The organism is Nocardioides sp. (assembly GCF_025965415.1).
Taxonomy (GTDB): domain Bacteria; phylum Actinomycetota; class Actinomycetes; order Propionibacteriales; family Nocardioidaceae; genus Nocardioides.
In genome coordinates this window covers 1-16,110 of sequence record NZ_JAOPWY010000102.1, presented here as the reverse complement: position 1 = coordinate 16,110, position 16,110 = coordinate 1, and the positions used below count along the sequence as shown (strand labels likewise).

At 69.6% G+C, this 16,110-nt stretch carries 15 protein-coding genes; 11 read left to right on the top strand and 4 right to left on the bottom strand.

Going from position 1 to position 16,110, the window contains the following annotated elements:
* The 6 genes from JWN97_RS10775 to JWN97_RS10750 all read left to right on the top strand — a co-directional run.
* The coding region (locus JWN97_RS10775; RefSeq protein ID WP_297622301.1) for an NADH-quinone oxidoreductase subunit J at window positions 1–689 on the top strand (689 nt) is incomplete at its 5' end.
* Window positions 686–979: an NADH-quinone oxidoreductase subunit NuoK gene (nuoK, locus tag JWN97_RS10770; RefSeq protein ID WP_297622293.1), complete on the top strand. Its 294-nt coding sequence runs from the start codon at window positions 686–688 to the stop codon at window positions 977–979. The genes JWN97_RS10775 and nuoK, both read left to right, overlap by 4 nt.
* A gap of 97 nt (window positions 980–1,076) precedes the next feature.
* Window positions 1,077–2,972: an NADH-quinone oxidoreductase subunit L gene (gene nuoL, locus JWN97_RS10765; RefSeq protein WP_297622306.1), complete on the top strand. Its 1,896-nt coding sequence runs from the start codon at window positions 1,077–1,079 to the stop codon at window positions 2,970–2,972.
* A 67-nt stretch (window positions 2,973–3,039) separates the two neighbouring features.
* Window positions 3,040–4,527, top strand: a complete 1,488-nt coding sequence (locus JWN97_RS10760) for an NADH-quinone oxidoreductase subunit M (protein ID WP_363321280.1) — start codon at window positions 3,040–3,042, stop codon at window positions 4,525–4,527.
* Window positions 4,524–6,116, top strand: coding sequence for an NADH-quinone oxidoreductase subunit NuoN (gene nuoN / locus JWN97_RS10755; protein ID WP_297622291.1), 1,593 nt, complete (start codon window positions 4,524–4,526; stop codon window positions 6,114–6,116). The genes JWN97_RS10760 and nuoN overlap by 4 nt, the downstream gene beginning before the upstream one ends.
* Window positions 6,113–7,114, top strand: coding sequence for a polyprenyl synthetase family protein (locus tag JWN97_RS10750; RefSeq protein WP_297622289.1), 1,002 nt, complete (start codon window positions 6,113–6,115; stop codon window positions 7,112–7,114). Before nuoN ends, JWN97_RS10750 begins: the two co-directional genes overlap by 4 nt.
* A gap of 153 nt (window positions 7,115–7,267) precedes the next feature.
* Here the strand turns inward: JWN97_RS10750 and rarD are convergent, their stop codons facing one another.
* Window positions 7,268–8,176, bottom strand: a complete 909-nt coding sequence (gene rarD, locus JWN97_RS10745) for an EamA family transporter RarD (protein WP_297622287.1) — start codon at window positions 8,174–8,176, stop codon at window positions 7,268–7,270.
* A gap of 102 nt (window positions 8,177–8,278) precedes the next feature.
* Between rarD and JWN97_RS10740 the strand changes: the two genes are divergently transcribed.
* A complete protein-coding gene (locus tag JWN97_RS10740; RefSeq protein WP_297622285.1) occupies window positions 8,279–8,683 on the top strand; it encodes a hypothetical protein in 405 nt (134 codons plus the stop codon).
* 36 nt (window positions 8,684–8,719) lie between these two features.
* On the opposite strand, the gene JWN97_RS10735 is transcribed toward JWN97_RS10740, so the two are convergent.
* Window positions 8,720–9,826 carry a 2-oxoacid:ferredoxin oxidoreductase subunit beta gene (locus tag JWN97_RS10735; RefSeq protein ID WP_297622283.1) on the bottom strand — a complete coding sequence of 369 codons (1,107 nt, stop codon included), beginning with the start codon at window positions 9,824–9,826 and terminating at the stop codon, window positions 8,720–8,722.
* The gene (locus JWN97_RS10730; RefSeq protein ID WP_297622281.1) at window positions 9,819–11,732 is read right to left on the bottom strand and encodes a 2-oxoacid:acceptor oxidoreductase subunit alpha; all 1,914 of its coding nucleotides are present in this window, start codon (window positions 11,730–11,732) and stop codon (window positions 9,819–9,821) included. Before JWN97_RS10730 ends, JWN97_RS10735 begins: the two co-directional genes overlap by 8 nt.
* Window positions 11,733–12,059: 327 nt before the next feature.
* On the opposite strand from JWN97_RS10730, the gene JWN97_RS10725 reads away from it, so the two are divergent.
* From JWN97_RS10725 to JWN97_RS10710, 4 genes are read left to right on the top strand one after another with little or no spacing between them, the layout of a single operon-like run.
* Window positions 12,060–12,986 carry an extracellular solute-binding protein gene (locus JWN97_RS10725; RefSeq protein WP_297622279.1) on the top strand — a complete coding sequence of 309 codons (927 nt, stop codon included), beginning with the start codon at window positions 12,060–12,062 and terminating at the stop codon, window positions 12,984–12,986.
* Window positions 12,987–12,988: 2 nt separating this feature from the next.
* A complete protein-coding gene (cysT, locus tag JWN97_RS10720) occupies window positions 12,989–13,834 on the top strand; it encodes a sulfate ABC transporter permease subunit CysT (protein WP_297622277.1) in 846 nt (281 codons plus the stop codon).
* Window positions 13,827–14,684 carry a sulfate ABC transporter permease subunit gene (locus JWN97_RS10715; RefSeq protein ID WP_297622275.1) on the top strand — a complete coding sequence of 286 codons (858 nt, stop codon included), beginning with the start codon at window positions 13,827–13,829 and terminating at the stop codon, window positions 14,682–14,684. Before cysT ends, JWN97_RS10715 begins: the two co-directional genes overlap by 8 nt.
* The gene (locus tag JWN97_RS10710) at window positions 14,681–15,661 is read left to right on the top strand and encodes a TOBE-like domain-containing protein (protein ID WP_297622273.1); all 981 of its coding nucleotides are present in this window, start codon (window positions 14,681–14,683) and stop codon (window positions 15,659–15,661) included. Before JWN97_RS10715 ends, JWN97_RS10710 begins: the two co-directional genes overlap by 4 nt.
* A gap of 25 nt (window positions 15,662–15,686) precedes the next feature.
* Here the strand turns inward: JWN97_RS10710 and JWN97_RS10705 are convergent.
* Window positions 15,687–16,110 (bottom strand): YajQ family cyclic di-GMP-binding protein (locus tag JWN97_RS10705; RefSeq protein ID WP_297622267.1); only part of this gene is annotated, 424 nt, incomplete at its 5' end.

The window sequence follows — 16,110 nt, the reverse complement described above, 5'->3', positions numbered from 1 at the left end:
CCGTCCTCGACGCACCGTTCCTCTTCGCGGTGCAGATCGTCGTCTACACCGGCGCGATCCTGATGCTCTTCCTGTTCGTCGTGATGCTCGTCGGTGTCGATGCTTCCGACTCGGTCGTGGAGACGATCCGCGGCCAGCGGGCGACGGCGGTCGTCCTCGGCCTGGTCTTCGGCACGGTCCTGGTGCTCGGGATCGGCCAGGTCACCTTCGGCACCGTGGTGGGCCTCGACGAGGCCAACGCGGGCGGCAACGTGCCGGCCATCGCCAACATCCTGTTCTCGAGGTACGTCTTCGCCTTCGAGGCCACCAGCGCCCTGCTGATCACGGCCGCGCTCGGCGCGATGGTGCTCGCGCACCGTGAGCGCCTCACGCCCAAGGCGACCCAGGCCGACATGGCCGCGCAGCGGTTGCGCGACTACGCCGACCACGGCAAGCACCTCGGCCCGCTGCCCTCGCCCGGCGTCTACGCCCGCCACAACGCGGTCGACACCCCCGCCCTGCTGCCCGACGGCACCGCCGCCGAGTCCTCGGTCTCCCGCGTGCTCGCCGCCCGCGGCACCGTCCGCTCGGCCCCGGCGCTGGCCGACGACATCGTCGACGTACGCCGCCAGCTGGGCGTCCCGGACTCGCAGCCCGAGACGGCGGGCAAGTCCGGCGCCACCGCCAGCACCGAGGAGGACGAGAAGTGACCGAGTACGTCGTCCTCTCGGCGATCCTGTTCACGATCGGCTGCGTGGGTGTGCTCACCCGCCGCAACGCCATCGTCGTGTTCATGTGCGTCGAGCTGATGCTCAACGCCAGCAACCTGGCGTTCGTCGCCTTCGCCCGCCAGCACGGCAACCTCGACGGCCAGATCACCGCCTTCTTCGTGATGGTGGTGGCGGCTGCCGAGGTCGTGATCGGCCTCGCGATCATCATGACCATCTTCCGCACCCGACGCTCGGCCTCGGTCGACGACGCCAGCCTGCTGAAGTACTGAGGGAGCACCCGTGAACCTGTTGTCCCACTCAGTCCTTCTGTCCGCGGAGGGAGGCGCCCACATCCCCGTGGTCGCGCCCGACACCGGGGCCGGTGGCGTGTTCGACCTGCTGTGGCTGGTGATCGCCCTGCCACTGCTCGGCGCCCTCCTGCTGCTCGGCGTCGCACCGTTCCTCCCGGGCAGCGCCAAGGCGACGCTCGACAAGCACGGCCACCTCGTCGGCACGGCCGCCGCGGTCGCGTCCTTCGTGCTCAGCCTGGTGCTGTTCGTCGCGCTCCTGGGTCGCGACGCGGAGTCGCGCCAGGTCGGCCAGCACCTCTGGACCTGGTTCGAGACCGGCTCGCTCAGCGTGGGCATGGACCTCCTCTACGACCAGCTCGCCGCGCTGTTCCTGCTGCTGATCACCGGTGTCGGCTCGCTGATCCACGTCTACGCCATCGGCTACATGGAGCACGACCCGCGCCGGCGCCGGTTCTTCGGCTACCTCAACCTGTTCGTCGCGGCGATGCTCACGCTGATCCTCTCGGCCAACTTCGTGGGCCTGTTCCTGGGCTGGGAGGGCGTCGGCCTGGCGTCGTACCTGCTCATCGGCTTCTGGCAGCACAAGCCCTCCGCCGCGGCCGCCGCCAAGAAGGCCTTCGTCATCAACCGCGTCGGTGACATCGGCCTGTCGCTGGCGATCGCGCTGATGTTCGCCACCTTCGGCACCACCGACTTCGGCGGCGTCAGCGAGCTGGCCGGCAGCGCCGACCAGGGCACCCTCAACGCCCTCGGCCTGCTGCTCCTGCTCGGCGCCTGCGGCAAGTCGGCCCAGGTGCCGCTCCAGGCCTGGCTGCTCGACGCGATGGAGGGCCCGACCCCGGTCTCGGCCCTGATCCACGCGGCGACCATGGTCACCGCCGGTGTCTACCTCGTGGTCCGGTCCAACTTCATCTACGAGCTCACGCCCGTCGCCCAGACCGCGGTCGTCGTGGTCGCCACCGTCACGCTGCTGTGGGGTGCGATCCTCGGCTGCGCCAAGGACGACATCAAGAAGGCGCTCGCCGGCTCGACGATGAGCCAGATCGGCTACATGATGCTGGCCGCCGGCCTCGGCCCGGTCGGCTACCCGTTCGCGATCTTCCACCTGCTGACGCACGGCTTCTTCAAGGCCAACATGTTCCTCGGTGCCGGCTCGGTCATGCACGGGATGGACGACGACGTCGACATGCGGCACTACGGCGCGCTCAACAAGGCCATGCCCGTCACCTTCTTGACCTTCGCGATGGGCTACCTCGCGATCATCGGGTTCCCGGGCTTCTCCGGCTTCTGGTCCAAGGACCGGATCATCGAGTCGGCACTCGCCGACAACCTGCTGGTCGGCCTGCTCGCCATGCTGGGCGCCGGCATCACGGCCTTCTACATGACCCGCCTGATGCTCATGACCTTCTTCACCGAGAAGCGTTGGGCCGAGGACGTGCACCCGCACGAGTCGCCCAAGGTCATGACCGTCCCGCTGATCGTGCTCGCCGCACTGTCGGTGCTGGGCGGCGTCCTGCTCGCCGGCGACTGGATCGTGACCTGGCTCGAGCCGGTGACCGGCCAGGCCGAGCACCACGAGCCGCCGCTCCCGGCGATCGTCATCACGCTGCTCATCACCCTGGTCGTGGCCGCAGGCGTCGCGACCGCCTGGTTCCTCGTCGGCAAGCGCGACATCCCGCGCGAGGCGCCCCAGGACGTGTCGTTCGCGACCCGGGCGGCCCGCGCCGACCTCTACGGCGACGCGATCAACGACGCCGTCGTGGTGCGCCCCGGCGCCTCGGTCGTGGGTGGCCTGACCACCTTCGACCGGGTCGGCGTCGACGGCACCGTCGAAGGTGGGTCGGCCGTGATGGTTGGCCTGTCGCGCACGCTGCGCCGGCTCCAGAACGGGTTCGTCCGCTCCTACGCCCTGTCGCTCCTCGCCGGCGCCCTGCTGGTCGTCCTGGCCCTCCTGGCGGTGAACCTCGGTTGAGCACCCGACAGAGTTCTACGCCTGCCCCGCTCCGCTCCTCTGCCGCACAACTCTGCGAGGACCCCGCATGATGCTGACAATCCTGATCCTGCTGCCGCTGGTCGGCGCGCTCGTCACGGCCTTCGTGCCCGGCGCGCTCGCGCGGCTCGTCGGCATCGGCTTCGCGGTCGCGACGCTGCTCGCCGGCATCGTCGCCGCCACCCAGTACGACGCGGGCGGGGGCATGCAGCTCACGGAGACCCACACCTGGGTCGAGTCGCTCGGCGTCCACTACGCCCTCGGCGTCGACGGCCTGGGCCTGCTGATGGTGCTGCTCACCGTCGTCCTCGTGCCGATCGTCCTGCTGGCCGGCTGGCGCGAGTCCGAGGCCGAGGGCAACAGCGGCGCCCGGGCGTTCTTCGCCTGGACCCTGGCCCTCGAGGCGATGTCGCTGGCCGTCTTCACCGCGACCGACGTGCTCCTCTTCTACGTCGTGTTCGAGGCCACGCTGATCCCGGCCTACTTCCTGATCGGTGGGTTCGGTCGCTCGGGCCGTGGCCGTGCGGCGACCAAGTTCCTGATCTACCAGCTCGCCGGTGGCCTGGTGATGCTCGCCTCGGTGATCGGCCTGTACGTCGTCTCCGCGAACGCCGGCACCCCGAGCTTCCTGCTCAGCGACCTGGCCGCGATCGACATCGACCCGATCACCCAGCGCTGGCTGTTCCTCGGCTTCTTCATCGCCTTCGCGATCAAGGCGCCGATGTTCCCGGTCCACACCTGGCTGGCCGACACCACCGAGAAGGCGACCCCCGGCACCTCGGTGCTGCTGGTCTGCATCCTCGACAAGATCGGCACCTTCGGCATGCTGCGGTTCTGCCTCGGGCTGCTGCCCGACGCCTCGCAGTGGGCGACGCCGGTCGTGGTGGTCCTGGCGCTGATCTCGATCATCTACGGCGCGCTGGTCGCGATCGGGCAGGACGACGTCCTGCGCCTGATCGGTCTCACGTCGCTCTCGCACTTCGGCTTCATCGTGCTGGGCATCTTCGTGTTCAGCTCGACCGGCAGCTCCGGCGCGATCCTCTACATGGTCAATCACGGCATCGCGACCGCCCTGATGTTCCTGGTCGCCGGCTTCCTCATCCAGCGCACCGGCACCTCGTCGATCCGCGAGATGGGCGGGGTCGAGAAGACCGCCCCCGTGCTCGCGGGCTTCTTCCTGGTCGCCGGCCTCGCCGCCTGCGGCCTGCCCGGGCTGTCGCCCTTCGTGTCCGAGCTGATGGTCATCGTGGCCGCCTTCGACCACCACTGGCTGGTCGGCTCGGTCGCGGTGCTGGCCATCGTCCTGGCGGCCTTCTACGCGCTCTGGATGTACCAGCGCACGATGACCGGTCCCGGTCGGGAGGGGGTGGCCCCGGTGGCCGACCTCGACCGGCGTGAGGTCGGCATCGTCGCTCCGCTGCTGCTCGCGCTCGTGCTGTTCGGCTTCTTCCCGATGCCGCTGCTCGACGTCATCAACCCGTTCGTCCACGACTCCCTCGCAGGTGTGGGCATCGGCCAGGAGGGTGGTCACCAGTGACCGAGTTCGTGAAGCCCAGCATCGAGTACTTCGAGCTGTGGCCGCTGCTGGTCGTCTTCGGTGTGGCGTGCCTCGGCGTCGTCGTCGAGGCCTTCGCTCCGCGCTCCGCGCGCTACGTGGCGCAGGTCGTGCTCGCCCTGACCGGCCTCGTCGTCGCCATGGTCGGCGTGGTCCTGGTCGCCCGCGACGTGACGACGTACGACGACGGCGCCGCGCGCGGCGTCCTGGCGGTCGGCGGCACGATCGCCGTCGACGGTCCGAGCCTCTTCATCTGGGGCCTCGTGCTGGCGCTGGCCATCGGCGGTGTCCTGCTCTTCGCCGAGCGTCACCTCGACGGCGGGGTCTCCGCCTTCGCCGGCCAGGCCGCCGCGGTGCCCGGCACCGACGCGGAGACCGCGGCGCTCGCGGCCCACCGCGAGCACACCGAGGTCTACCCGCTCATGATGTTCGCGGTCTTCGGGATGATGCTCTTCCCGGCGGCCAACGACCTGCTGACCATGTTCGTCGGCCTCGAGGTGCTCTCGCTCCCGCTCTACCTCCTGAGCGGCCTCGCGCGTCGTCGCCGGCTGCTGAGCCAGGAGGCGGCGCTCAAGTACTTCCTCCTCGGCGCCTTCTCGTCCGGCTTCTTCCTCTACGGCGCGGCCCTGGTCTACGGCTTCGCCGGCTCGATGGGCTTCGCCTCGATCAACGAGGCCGTGCGCAACGACGTCGGCAGCAGCAGCCTGCTGCTGATCGGCACCGGCCTGCTCTCGGTCGGCCTGCTCTTCAAGGTCGGCGCCGTCCCGTTCCAGGCCTGGACCCCCGACGTCTATCAGGGCGCCCCGACGCCGGTCACCGCCTTCATGGCCGCCGGCACCAAGGTCGCCGCCTTCGGCGCGATCATGCGGCTGTTCTACGTCGCCCTCGGTGCCGACCGCTGGTCGTGGCAGCCGATGCTGTGGATCATCGCGGTCCTCTCGATGTTCCTCGGCGCTGCGCTGGCCATCACCCAGAGCGACATCAAGCGGCTGCTGGCCTACTCCTCGGTCGCCCACACCGGCTTCATCCTCACCGGCGTGGTGGGCCTGCAGGCCGCCGACCAGCTGGCCGTCGGCGAGATCACCTCGCTCCAGGCCGTGCTCTTCTACCTCACCACCTACGGCTTCGCCACGATCGGCGCCTTCGCCGTGGTGGGCCTGGTCCGCGACGCCGGTGGCGAGACCTCGGTCATCGACCGCTGGGCCGGACTGGGCAAGGAGTCGCCCGTGGTGGCAGGGGTCTTCGCGTTCTTCCTGCTGGCCATGGCGGGCATCCCGTTGACGTCCGGCTTCGTCGGCAAGCTCGCCGTCTTCTCCGTGGCCCTCGCCGCGGGCGCCTGGCCGGTCGTCGTGGCTGCCGTGATCGCGAGCATCATCGCCGCGTTCCTCTACGTCCGGGTCATCAAGGTCATGTACTTCGACAAGCCCGTCGGCGACGGCCCGAGCGTCTCGTACCCGTCGGTCCTGACCGCCACCACGATCGCGGTGTCGGCGGCCGTGACCCTCGTGCTCGGCGTCCTGCCGGGCCCGGTGCTCGACCTGGCGGGGCTTGCAGGAGAATTCCTCAGGTGACCGACGCCTCCCCCCTCGCACTGCCTGTCGTCGACGCCGAGCTGGAGGCACGGCTCGTCGAGCGGTTGGCCCGCATCGAGGAGCTGCTGGCCGTCCACTGCCAGGGGCGTACGCCGTACGTCACCCGCGCGGCGACGCACCTGATGATGGCCGGCGGCAAGCGGTTCCGGCCGCTGCTGGTGCTGCTGGCCGCCGAGACCGGCCCCCAGCCGGAGGCCGAGGAGGTCCACACCGCGGCCTGCGTCGTCGAGCTGACCCATGTGGCCTCGCTCTACCACGACGACGTGATGGACGAGGCGGCCCTACGCCGGGGGGCCGACACGGCCAACGCCCGCTGGGACAACCACGTCGCGATCCTCACCGGCGACTTCCTCTTCGGCCGCTCCTCCGAGCTCACTGCCGACCTCGGTCCCGACGCGGTGCGGATCCAGGCCCGGACATTCACCCGTCTCGTCGAGGGGCAGATCCTCGAGACCGTGAAGCCCGAGCCGGGGGAGGACCCGCTCGCCCACTACCTCGAGGTCGTCGCCGGCAAGACCGGCTCGCTGATCGCCACCTCGGCGCGCTACGGCGCGATGTTCTCCGGCGCCCGCCCCGAGGTGGTCGAGGCGCTCGGCGCCTACGGCGAGATCGTCGGCTCGGCCTTCCAGCTCTCCGACGACATCCTCGACGTCACCTCCGAGTCCGACACCTCGGGCAAGACGCCGGGCACCGACCTGCGCGAGGGCGTGCCGACCCTCCCGGTCCTTATGGCGCAGGCCTCCACCGACCCGGCCGACGCCCGCCTCCTCGAGCTGCTGGGCAGGCCGCTGACCGACGACGCCGAGCACGCCGAGGCGCTCGACCTGCTCCGCAAGCACCCCGCGATGGTCCAGGCCCGCGACTACGTCCTGGGCCAGGCCGCGCAGGCCAAGAGGCTGCTCGAGGTGCTCGACCCGGGCCCCGTGCGCACCGCCCTGGCGTCGTTCGCCGACATCGTGGCCAACCGCTCCGCCTGAGGTCCTCTCGAGCGGTGGTCGAGCCACGTTCCCGGTCGCTCGACGGTGGGTGGATCACCGCCGCTGGCGTGTCGTACGCATGGCCTGCCGTGCAGCGGTGGTCGAGCCACGTTCGCGGTCGCTCGACGGTGGCTGGATCACCGCCAGTCAGCCTCACACTGCGCTGGCGTGCGCCACGAGCCGCAGCTGGCGGCGCCGGTGGTTGAGCGCCTCGACGGTGAACATCGCGAGGGCCACCCACACCAGGCCGAAGCCGATCCAGCGGCTGGGCGGCATGTCCTCGTGGAAGACGAGGATCCCGAGGGCGAACTGGATGGTCGGGGCGAGGTACTGCAGCAGCCCCAGCGACACCATCGAGACGCGGATCGCCGCGGCACCGAAGAGCATCAGCGGGATGGCGGTGATGATGCCGGTGCTGGTGAACAGGACCGCGTGGCCGACCCCGTGGCTGCCGAAGTTGGACTGGCCCGTCGCCACCAGCCACGCGACGTACGCCGCCGCGACCGGCGCCAGCACGAGGGTCTCGAAGGTGATGCTCTCCACCGCACCGACGTCCGCCTGCTTCTTGGCCAGCCCGTAGGTGCCGAAGGAGAACGCCAGGACGAGCGCCACCCACGGTGGACGGCCGTAGTCGATCGTCAGCACGACCACTGCCACGAGCGCGAGGCCCATCGCCACCCACTGGAGCCGCCTGAGGTGCTCACCGAGGACGAGGACGCCCATCAGCACCGTAACCAGCGGGTTGATGAAGTAGCCCAGCGAGGTCTCCACCACGCGCCCGTTGTTGACGCCCCAGATGTAGCCGCCCCAGTTCACCGAGATGACGACCGCGGCCGCCGTGAGGAGCAGCAGCTTGCGCCGGTCGCGCAGGAGGGCCCTCAGCTGCGACACCCGGCCCGACAGCACGAGGATCAGCAGCATCGTCAGCAGAGACCAGACGATCCGGTGCGCCAGGATCTCGACGGCACCACCGGGCTCGAGGAGGGTCCAGTAGAGGGGGAAGGCGCCCCAGAGGATGTAGGCCGAAGCCCCCAGGATTAGTCCGCGGCGGCTATCTGGCACTCCGGAAGTGTAGGGGCGCACCGTCGCCTACGATGGGGCCGTCTCGGGCGTGGGTCCCGCGACCAGTCAGATCATCGTTCTCGAGGGGGAATCACCATGCGGATGCTCCGCACCGTCCTGGCGGCCATCGTCGCTGCACTGCTCGTCACCGGAGCGCTCAGCGCCGGAGCGAGCGCCGGCTCCTTGCCCAAGCGCATCATCGACGAGAACCCCCCTGGGCAGCACCAGGTCTCCTACAACGCCTTCAAGCTCAAGGGCACGATCACCGAGCCCCAGGCCGACGGCACCACGCTGCCCTACGCCAACCAGAAGGTGAAGATCCTCAAGAAGGCGTGCGGCGGCTGCAAGTGGAAGACCGTCAAGAAGGTCAAGACCAACGACAGCGGTGTCTTCAAGACCCGCATCTACGCCCCCGAGCGTGGCCGTTGGAAGTGGCGCTCGAAGGTCGATCACTCCAACGGCTTCGGCAACACCAAGGGTCAGATCTGGACCCTCTACTTCCGCTGACCCGGACCCGTCCCTGGACGCCGAGACCCCGCGGGGTCAGAGGATCGTCCAGGTGTCGCCACCGCCGATCAGCGCCGCCAGACGGGCGGCGCGGCCGGCGGTGTCGTCATTTCCGGAGCCGCCGAGGGCGGCCGCCACCTGCTCGCGGGCCGCGTCGTCGTACGTCCGGCGCTCGACCTGGCGGAAGATGCCGATCGGCGACTGGTTGAGGTAGCCGGAGTCGGTGAGGCGCGAGATCGCGAACGCCGTGGAGGGGTCGTCCTGATGGGCGTCGTGCACCAGGATGTCGGCGTCGTCGACGTCGGCCACCGCGACCGTCCGGATGTTGCCGGTGCTCCGGTCGCGCACGAGGGCGCGGGTGCCCCGGCCGTCCTCGCCGAGGGCGCCGAAGCGGACCTGCTCGCCGTGCACCAGCGGGATGATCGCGTCGGCCTTGGTGTCGGGGTTCTTGATCGCGTCGAACGCGCCGTCGTTGAAGATCGGGCAGTTCTGGTAGATCTCGACCAGTGACGTGCCGCGGTGCGCGGCGGCCGCGGCGAGCACCGACGTGAGGTGCTTGCGGTCGGAGTCGATGGTGCGCGCGACGAAGGACGCCTCGGCACCGAGCGCCAGCGACACCGGGTTGAAGGGGTGGTCGAGCGAGCCCATCGGGGTGGACTTGGTGACCTTGCCGGTCTCCGAGGTGGGGGAGTACTGGCCCTTGGTGAGACCGTAGATCCGGTTGTTGAAGAGCAGGATCGTCATGTTGACGTTGCGGCGCAGGGCGTGGATCAGGTGGTTGCCACCGATCGACAGCGCGTCGCCGTCGCCGGTCACGACCCACACTGAGAGGTCCTCGCGCGCGGTCGCGATGCCGGTGGCGATGGACGGCGCGCGGCCGTGGATCGAGTGCATGCCGTAGGTGTCGAGGTAGTAGGGGAACCGCGAGGAGCACCCGATGCCGGACACGAAGACGATGTTCTCCCGGCGCAGGCCGAGGTCGGGCAGGAAGGACTGCACGGCCTTGAGCACGGCGTAGTCACCGCACCCGGGGCACCAGCGCACCTCCTGGTCGGAGGTGAAGTCCTTGCCGGTCTGCGGCTGGTCGGTGGTGGGGACCGACTCGGTGCCGGAGCGCAGGGCGGGGATGCCGAGCTCAGTCATCGTTGCTCTCCTTCGGGGTGACGTCGACGTCGATGCCCTCGGCCTCGGCCACGAGCCCGCCGATCACGTCGGCGAGGACGGCCGCCTTGAGGGGGAGGCCGCGGACCTCGTTGTAGCCGACCACGTCGACGAGGTACTTCGCGCGCAGCAGCAGCGAGAGCTGGCCGAGGTTCATCTCGGGCACGAGGACCTTGTCGTAGCGACGCAGCACGTCGCCGAGGTCGTGGGGGAACGGGTTGAGGTGGCGCAGGTGCGTCTGGGCGACGTGGTAGCCGGCCTTGCGCACGCGGCGTACGCCGGCGCCGATGGGGCCGTACGTCGACCCCCATCCGAGCACGAGCACCTTGGCCTCGCCCGACGGGTCGTCGACCTCGAGCGGGGGCAGCGAGTCGGCGATCCGGTCGACCTTGGCCTGACGGGTGCGGACCATGAAGTCGTGGTTGGCGGGGTCGTAGGAGATGTTGCCGTGACCGTCGCCCTTCTCGAGACCGCCGATGCGGTGCTCGAGGCCCGGGGTGCCGGGGATCGCCCACGGACGCGCGAGCGTCGCGTCGTCGCGGAGGTAGGGCCAGAACTCGGCGTCGTCGCCGGTGCCGTAGTTCTTCTCCGTCGCGAAGTTCGGGTCGATCGTGGGGAGCTCGTCGAGGCTCGGGATGCGCCACGGCTCGGAGCCGTTGGCGAGGTAGCCGTCGGACAGGATCATCACGGGCGTGCGGTAGGTGATCGCGATCCGCACCGCCTCGACCGCGGCGTCGAAGCAGTCGCCCGGCGACTGCGGCGCGACGATCGGCACCGGCGCCTCGCCGTTGCGGCCGAACATCGCCTGCAGCAGGTCGGCCTGCTCGGTCTTGGTCGGCAGGCCGGTCGAGGGGCCGCCGCGCTGGACGTCGACGACCACGAGCGGGAGCTCGGTCATCACGGCCAGGCCGACGGCCTCGGACTTGAGCGCGACGCCGGGACCGGAGGTCGTGGTCACGCCGAGCTGGCCGGCGAACGCCGCGCCGATGGCGGCACCGACGCCGGCGATCTCGTCCTCGGCCTGGAACGTGGTCACGCCGAACCCCTTGTGCTTCGACAGCTCGTGGAGGATGTCGGAGGCCGGGGTGATCGGGTAGGAGCCGAGGAAGACCGACAGGCCCGACTGCACGCCGCCGGCGATCAGGCCGTAGGACAGGGCCAGGTTGCCGGTGATGTTGCGGTAGGTGCCGGGGGACATCGGCGCCGGCTTGATCTCGTAGCGGACGACGAACGCCTCGGTGGTCTCACCGAAGTTCCAGCCGGCCTTGAAGGCGGCGAGGTTGGCGTCGCGGATGTCGGGCACCTTGGCGAAGCGCTTGGCCAAGAACGCGTGGGTCGACTTGGTCGGCCGGCCGTACATCCACGACAGCAGGCCCAGGGCGAACATGTTCTTGGCGCGCGAGGCGTCCTTGCGCGAGAGGCCGAACTCCTTGACCGCCTCGACGGTCATGCCGGTCAGGTCGACCGTGTGCACGGCGTACTCGGCGAGGGTGTCGCCGTCGAGGGGGTTCTCGGTGTAGCCGGCCTTGGTCAGGTTGCGCGCGGTGAAGTCGTGGGTGTCGACGATGATCGCCGCGCCCTTGGCGAGGTCGCCCAGGTTGGCGCGCAGCGCCGCGGGGTTCATCGCGACCAGCACGTCGGGGGCGTCGCCCGCGGTGAGGATGTCGTGGTCGGCGAAGTGCACCTGGAACGACGAGACGCCCGGGAGCGTGCCCTGGGGCGCGCGGATCTCGGCGGGGAAGTTGGGCAGCGTCACCAGGTCGTTGCCGAAGGCCGCGGTCTCCTGGGTGAACCGGTCACCGGTGAGCTGCATGCCGTCGCCGGAGTCGCCGGCGAACCGGATGATGACGCGGTCGAGCTGCTTGACCTGCTTGGCGGGTGAGGTCACCTCTGGCCCTGCTTCCTTGGTGTCTCGCGAGTGGTCTCCCGACCTCCCACATTAGTCGCGGCACGAGCGTGACAAGGGCTCTCCCCACCTCGTGGACGTGACGTGCACGACAGCCGTGATCCACGACACGCGAGACAATGTGCTCCGTGTTCATAAAGTCATGTATCTTTCTCGACATTGCTCACCGATCAAGAAAGTCGAGTACCCCCCATGCAGATCCGTTCACGTGCCGCCGTAGCGGCCGCCCTTCTCGGAGCGTTGGCTCTTTCCGCTTGCTCCGCTGATGCGGACTCCGAAGGTGGTGACGGCGGCACCAACCTCGCGGTCGTGGGCTTCTCCGTCATGGAGACCCCCAACGACGCGGCCTTCGCCGCCTTCCAGAAGACAGAAGCCGGCACGGACGTCACGTTCGACGGCCCCGCCTACGGCGCGTCCGGTGACATGAGCCGTGGCGTCGTGGACGGCCAGGACGCCGACCTCGTGCACTTCTCCCTCGAGCCCGACATGACCCGCCTGGTCGACGCCGGCATCGTGTCCGCGGACTGGAAGGACGGCGACACCAAGGGCATCTGCACCCAGTCGATCGTCGTCATGGTGGTGCCGAAGGGCAACCCCAAGAAGATCGACAGCTGGGACGACCTGGTGAAGGACGACGTCTCCGTCGTCACCCCCAACCCGGCCTCGTCGGGCTCGGCCAAGTGGAACCTGCTCGCGGCCTACGGCTCGGTCATCTCCGACGGTGGCAGCGAGGACGACGCCGCGGCGTACATGGGCCAGCTGTTCGAGCACGTCTCCGCGCTGCCCGACTCCGGTCGCGACGCCACCACCGCCTTCACGCAGGGCCAGGGCGACGTCCTGCTCTCCTACGAGAACGAGGCGATCCTCGCCCGCCAGAACGGTGAGGACTTCGACTACGTCATCCCCGACACGACCCTGCTGATCGAGAACCCGTGCGCGGTCACCGAGGACGCCCCCGACCAGGCGGCCGACTTCCTCGAGTTCCAGCGCTCCGAGGAGGGCCAGAAGCTCTACTCCGGCTTCGGCTTCCGTCCGCTCGTCGACGTCGGCGCTGTCGAGGTCGAGGGTGCCCTCGACCCGGCCAACGCCTTCCCCGAGCCCGCGACCGAGCTCACCATCGACGGTGACTTCAACGGCTGGGGCGAGGCCAACGACAAGTTCTTCGGCGACGGTGAAGAGGACAACCCCCTCGGCATCATCACCGAGATCCAGTCCGAGTCCGGGGTCGGTAGCTGACCTTGTCCACCGCGACCCTGACGACCAGTCGGCCGGCGCGCAAGCGCCGGTCGACCCGGCCGCGCGCACTGACCTCGGGCGCCACCCTCGGACTGGGGGTGGGGATGCTCTGGTTCAGCCTGCTCGTCCTGATCCCGCTGTCCGCCGTGGTCGTCGAGGCCTCGGGCGGGGGATGGAGCACCTACCGGTCGGCGCTCACCAACAGCCAGACCGTCAACGCCCTGCAGCTGACTGTCGGCGTGGCGTTCCTGACCACCGCCATCAACATGGTCATGGGCACCGTGATCGCCTGGGTCCTCGTCCGTGACCGGTTCTGGGGCAAGCGCGCCCTCGACCTGATCATCGACATCCCGTTCGCGATGCCGACGATCGTGGCCGGCCTCGTGCTGCTCGCGCTCTACGGCAGCCAGGGGCCGATCGGCGTGGAGTTCGAGAACACGCGCAAGGCCGTGTTCCTGGCGATCGCCTTCGTCACGCTGCCCTTCATCGTGCGGACCGTCCAGCCGGTGATGGAGGAGATGGAGACCGACGTCGAGGACGCCGCGGCGTCGCTGGGCGCCAACCGCCTGACCATCCTGCGCCGCGTGGTGCTGCCCACCCTGGTGCCCGCCATCTTCGCCGGCGCGGCTCTCTCCTTCGCCCGCGGCATCAGCGAGTACGGCTCGCTGGTCCTCCTGTCCGGCAACCTGCCCAACCGCACCGAGGTGACGTCGTACCGCATGGCCTCGCTCCTCGAGGGCGGCAACCGGCCGGCGGCCGCGGCCCTCGCCACCATCATGCTGCTGGTGGCCCTGCTCGCGATCGTGGTGCTCGACATCATGCAGCGAAGGCTGGCCCGCCGTGGCTAGCGCGAGCACCGTGGTGGGCAAGCAGTCCAAGGTCACCACCTGGGCCCTCCGGATCGTCGTCGTGTCCTACCTCGTCCTGCTGGTGGCCTGGCCGACGAGCCTCATCGTGCAGAACACCTTCGCCGACGGGCTCGACGGCATGCGCACCGCGCTCGGCGACCCCGACGTCACCCACGCCCTGTGGCTGACCCTGCGGGTCTCGGTCATCGCCGTGTCCATCAACCTGGTCTTCGGCGTGGGCATGTCGCTGCTGCTCGTGCGCTACGACTTTCCCGGCAAGCGCCTGCTCTCGGCGCTGATCGACCTGCCGCTGTCGGTCTCACCGGTCGTGGTCGGCCTGGCGCTGGTCCTGGTCTACAACCCCCGCTACGGGTGGTTCGGTGAGGGGCTGCACGACCGCGGCTTCGACATCGTGTTCGCCACCCCGGGCATCGTCATGGCCACGTGCTTCGTGGTCCTCCCGCTGATCGTGCGCGAGCTCGTCCCGACCCTCGAGGAGCTCGGCGACGACCAGGAGCAGGCCGCCCGGAGCCTGGGCGCCACCGGCATCCAGACCTTCTGGCGGATCACGCTGCCCGGCATCCGCTGGGCGATCGTGTACGGCGTGGTGCTGAGCCTGGCCCGGTCGCTCGGTGAGTTCGGCGCGGTCAAGATCGTCGCCGGGCGGAGCATCGGCGACATGGAGACCGCCACCTTGCTGGTGCAGCGGGAGTACCAGAACTTCCATGAGGACGTGGCGTACTCGGTGTCGCTCCTCCTCGTCGTGGCGTCGGTGCTGTGCCTGATCGTCGTCGCCATCCTGCGGCCCCACGAGGGCGCGCACCCCGAACCTGCCAAGGAGAAGAAGTGAGTATCGAGGTCCGTCACCTGAACAAGCGGTTCGGAGACTTCGTCGCTCTCGACGACGTGACCGTCTCGCTGCCCACCGGCCAGCTGACCGCCCTGCTCGGGCCGTCGGGAGGCGGCAAGTCCACCCTGCTGCGCATCATCGCCGGTCTGGACTCCGCCGACTCCGGCACCGTCTCGATCGAGGGCACGGAGGCCACCCACCTCCCGCCGCAGAAGCGCAACGTCGGCTTCGTCTTCCAGCACTACGCGGTGTTCAAGCACATGAGCGTCGCCAAGAACGTCGCCTTCGGGCTCGAGATCCGCAAGCGCCCCAAGGACGAGATCGCACACCGGGTCGACGAGCTGCTCAAGCTCGTGCACCTCTCGCAGTTCTCCCACCGGATGCCGTCGCAGCTCTCGGGTGGCCAGCGCCAGCGCATGGCCCTGGCCCGCGCGCTGGCCGTCGAGCCGTCGGTCCTGCTCCTCGACGAGCCGTTCGGTGCGCTCGACGCCAAGGTGCGCAAGGAGCTGCGGGAGTGGCTGCGCAACCTGCACGACGAGGTGCAGGTCACCACCGTCTTCGTGACCCACGACCAGGAGGAGGCCCTCGAGGTCGCCGACGAGATCGTGGTCGTCAACGAGGGCCGCGTCGAGCAGGTCGGCACCCCCGACCAGCTCTACGACGAGCCGGCCAACGACTTCGTGATGTCGTTCCTGGGCGAGGTCACCCACCTGGGCGGCGTCTCCCTGCGGCCCCACGACGTGGAGCTGGACATCACGCCGCGCCTGGCCGGAGCCGTCGAGGGGACGATCTCGCGCATGGTCCGGATCGGCTTCGAGGTACGGCTCACCGTGCTCACTGTCGACGGCGACGAGGTGTCGGTCGTGGCCACCCGCACCCACGCCCGCGCGCAGGGCCTGGCGGAGGGCAGCACCGTGTGGCTGACCCCCGCGGACGGGGCGACGATGGTCCCGAGGATGGCGGCCGTCGCGGGGTGAGCCGCTGGGCCGGCGCTGACGGGTCTCAGCGGTAGTTGGTGAACTGCACCGCGAAGTCGTAGTCCTGCGACTTCACCAGCTGCTGGACGGCCTGGAGGTCGTCGCGCTTCTTCGACGAGACCCGCAGCTCGTCGCCCTGGATCTGGGCCTTGACGCCCTTGGGCCCCTCGTCCCGGATCAGCTTCGTGATCTTCTTCGCGTCCTCGGAGCTGATGCCCTCCTTGAGCGCGATCCCGATCTTGGACTGCTGCCCGGACTGCCGCGGCTCGGAGGCGTCGAGGATCTTCAGGCTCTGGTCGCGCTTGATGAGCTTGTCCTGGAAGACGCTGAGGACGGCGCTGGCACGGTCGTCGGCCGACGCGGTGATCTCGATCGCCTTCTCGCCCTTCCACTCGATCGTCGCGCCGGTGCCCTTGAAGTCGAAACGGGTGGCGATCTCGCGAGCCGCC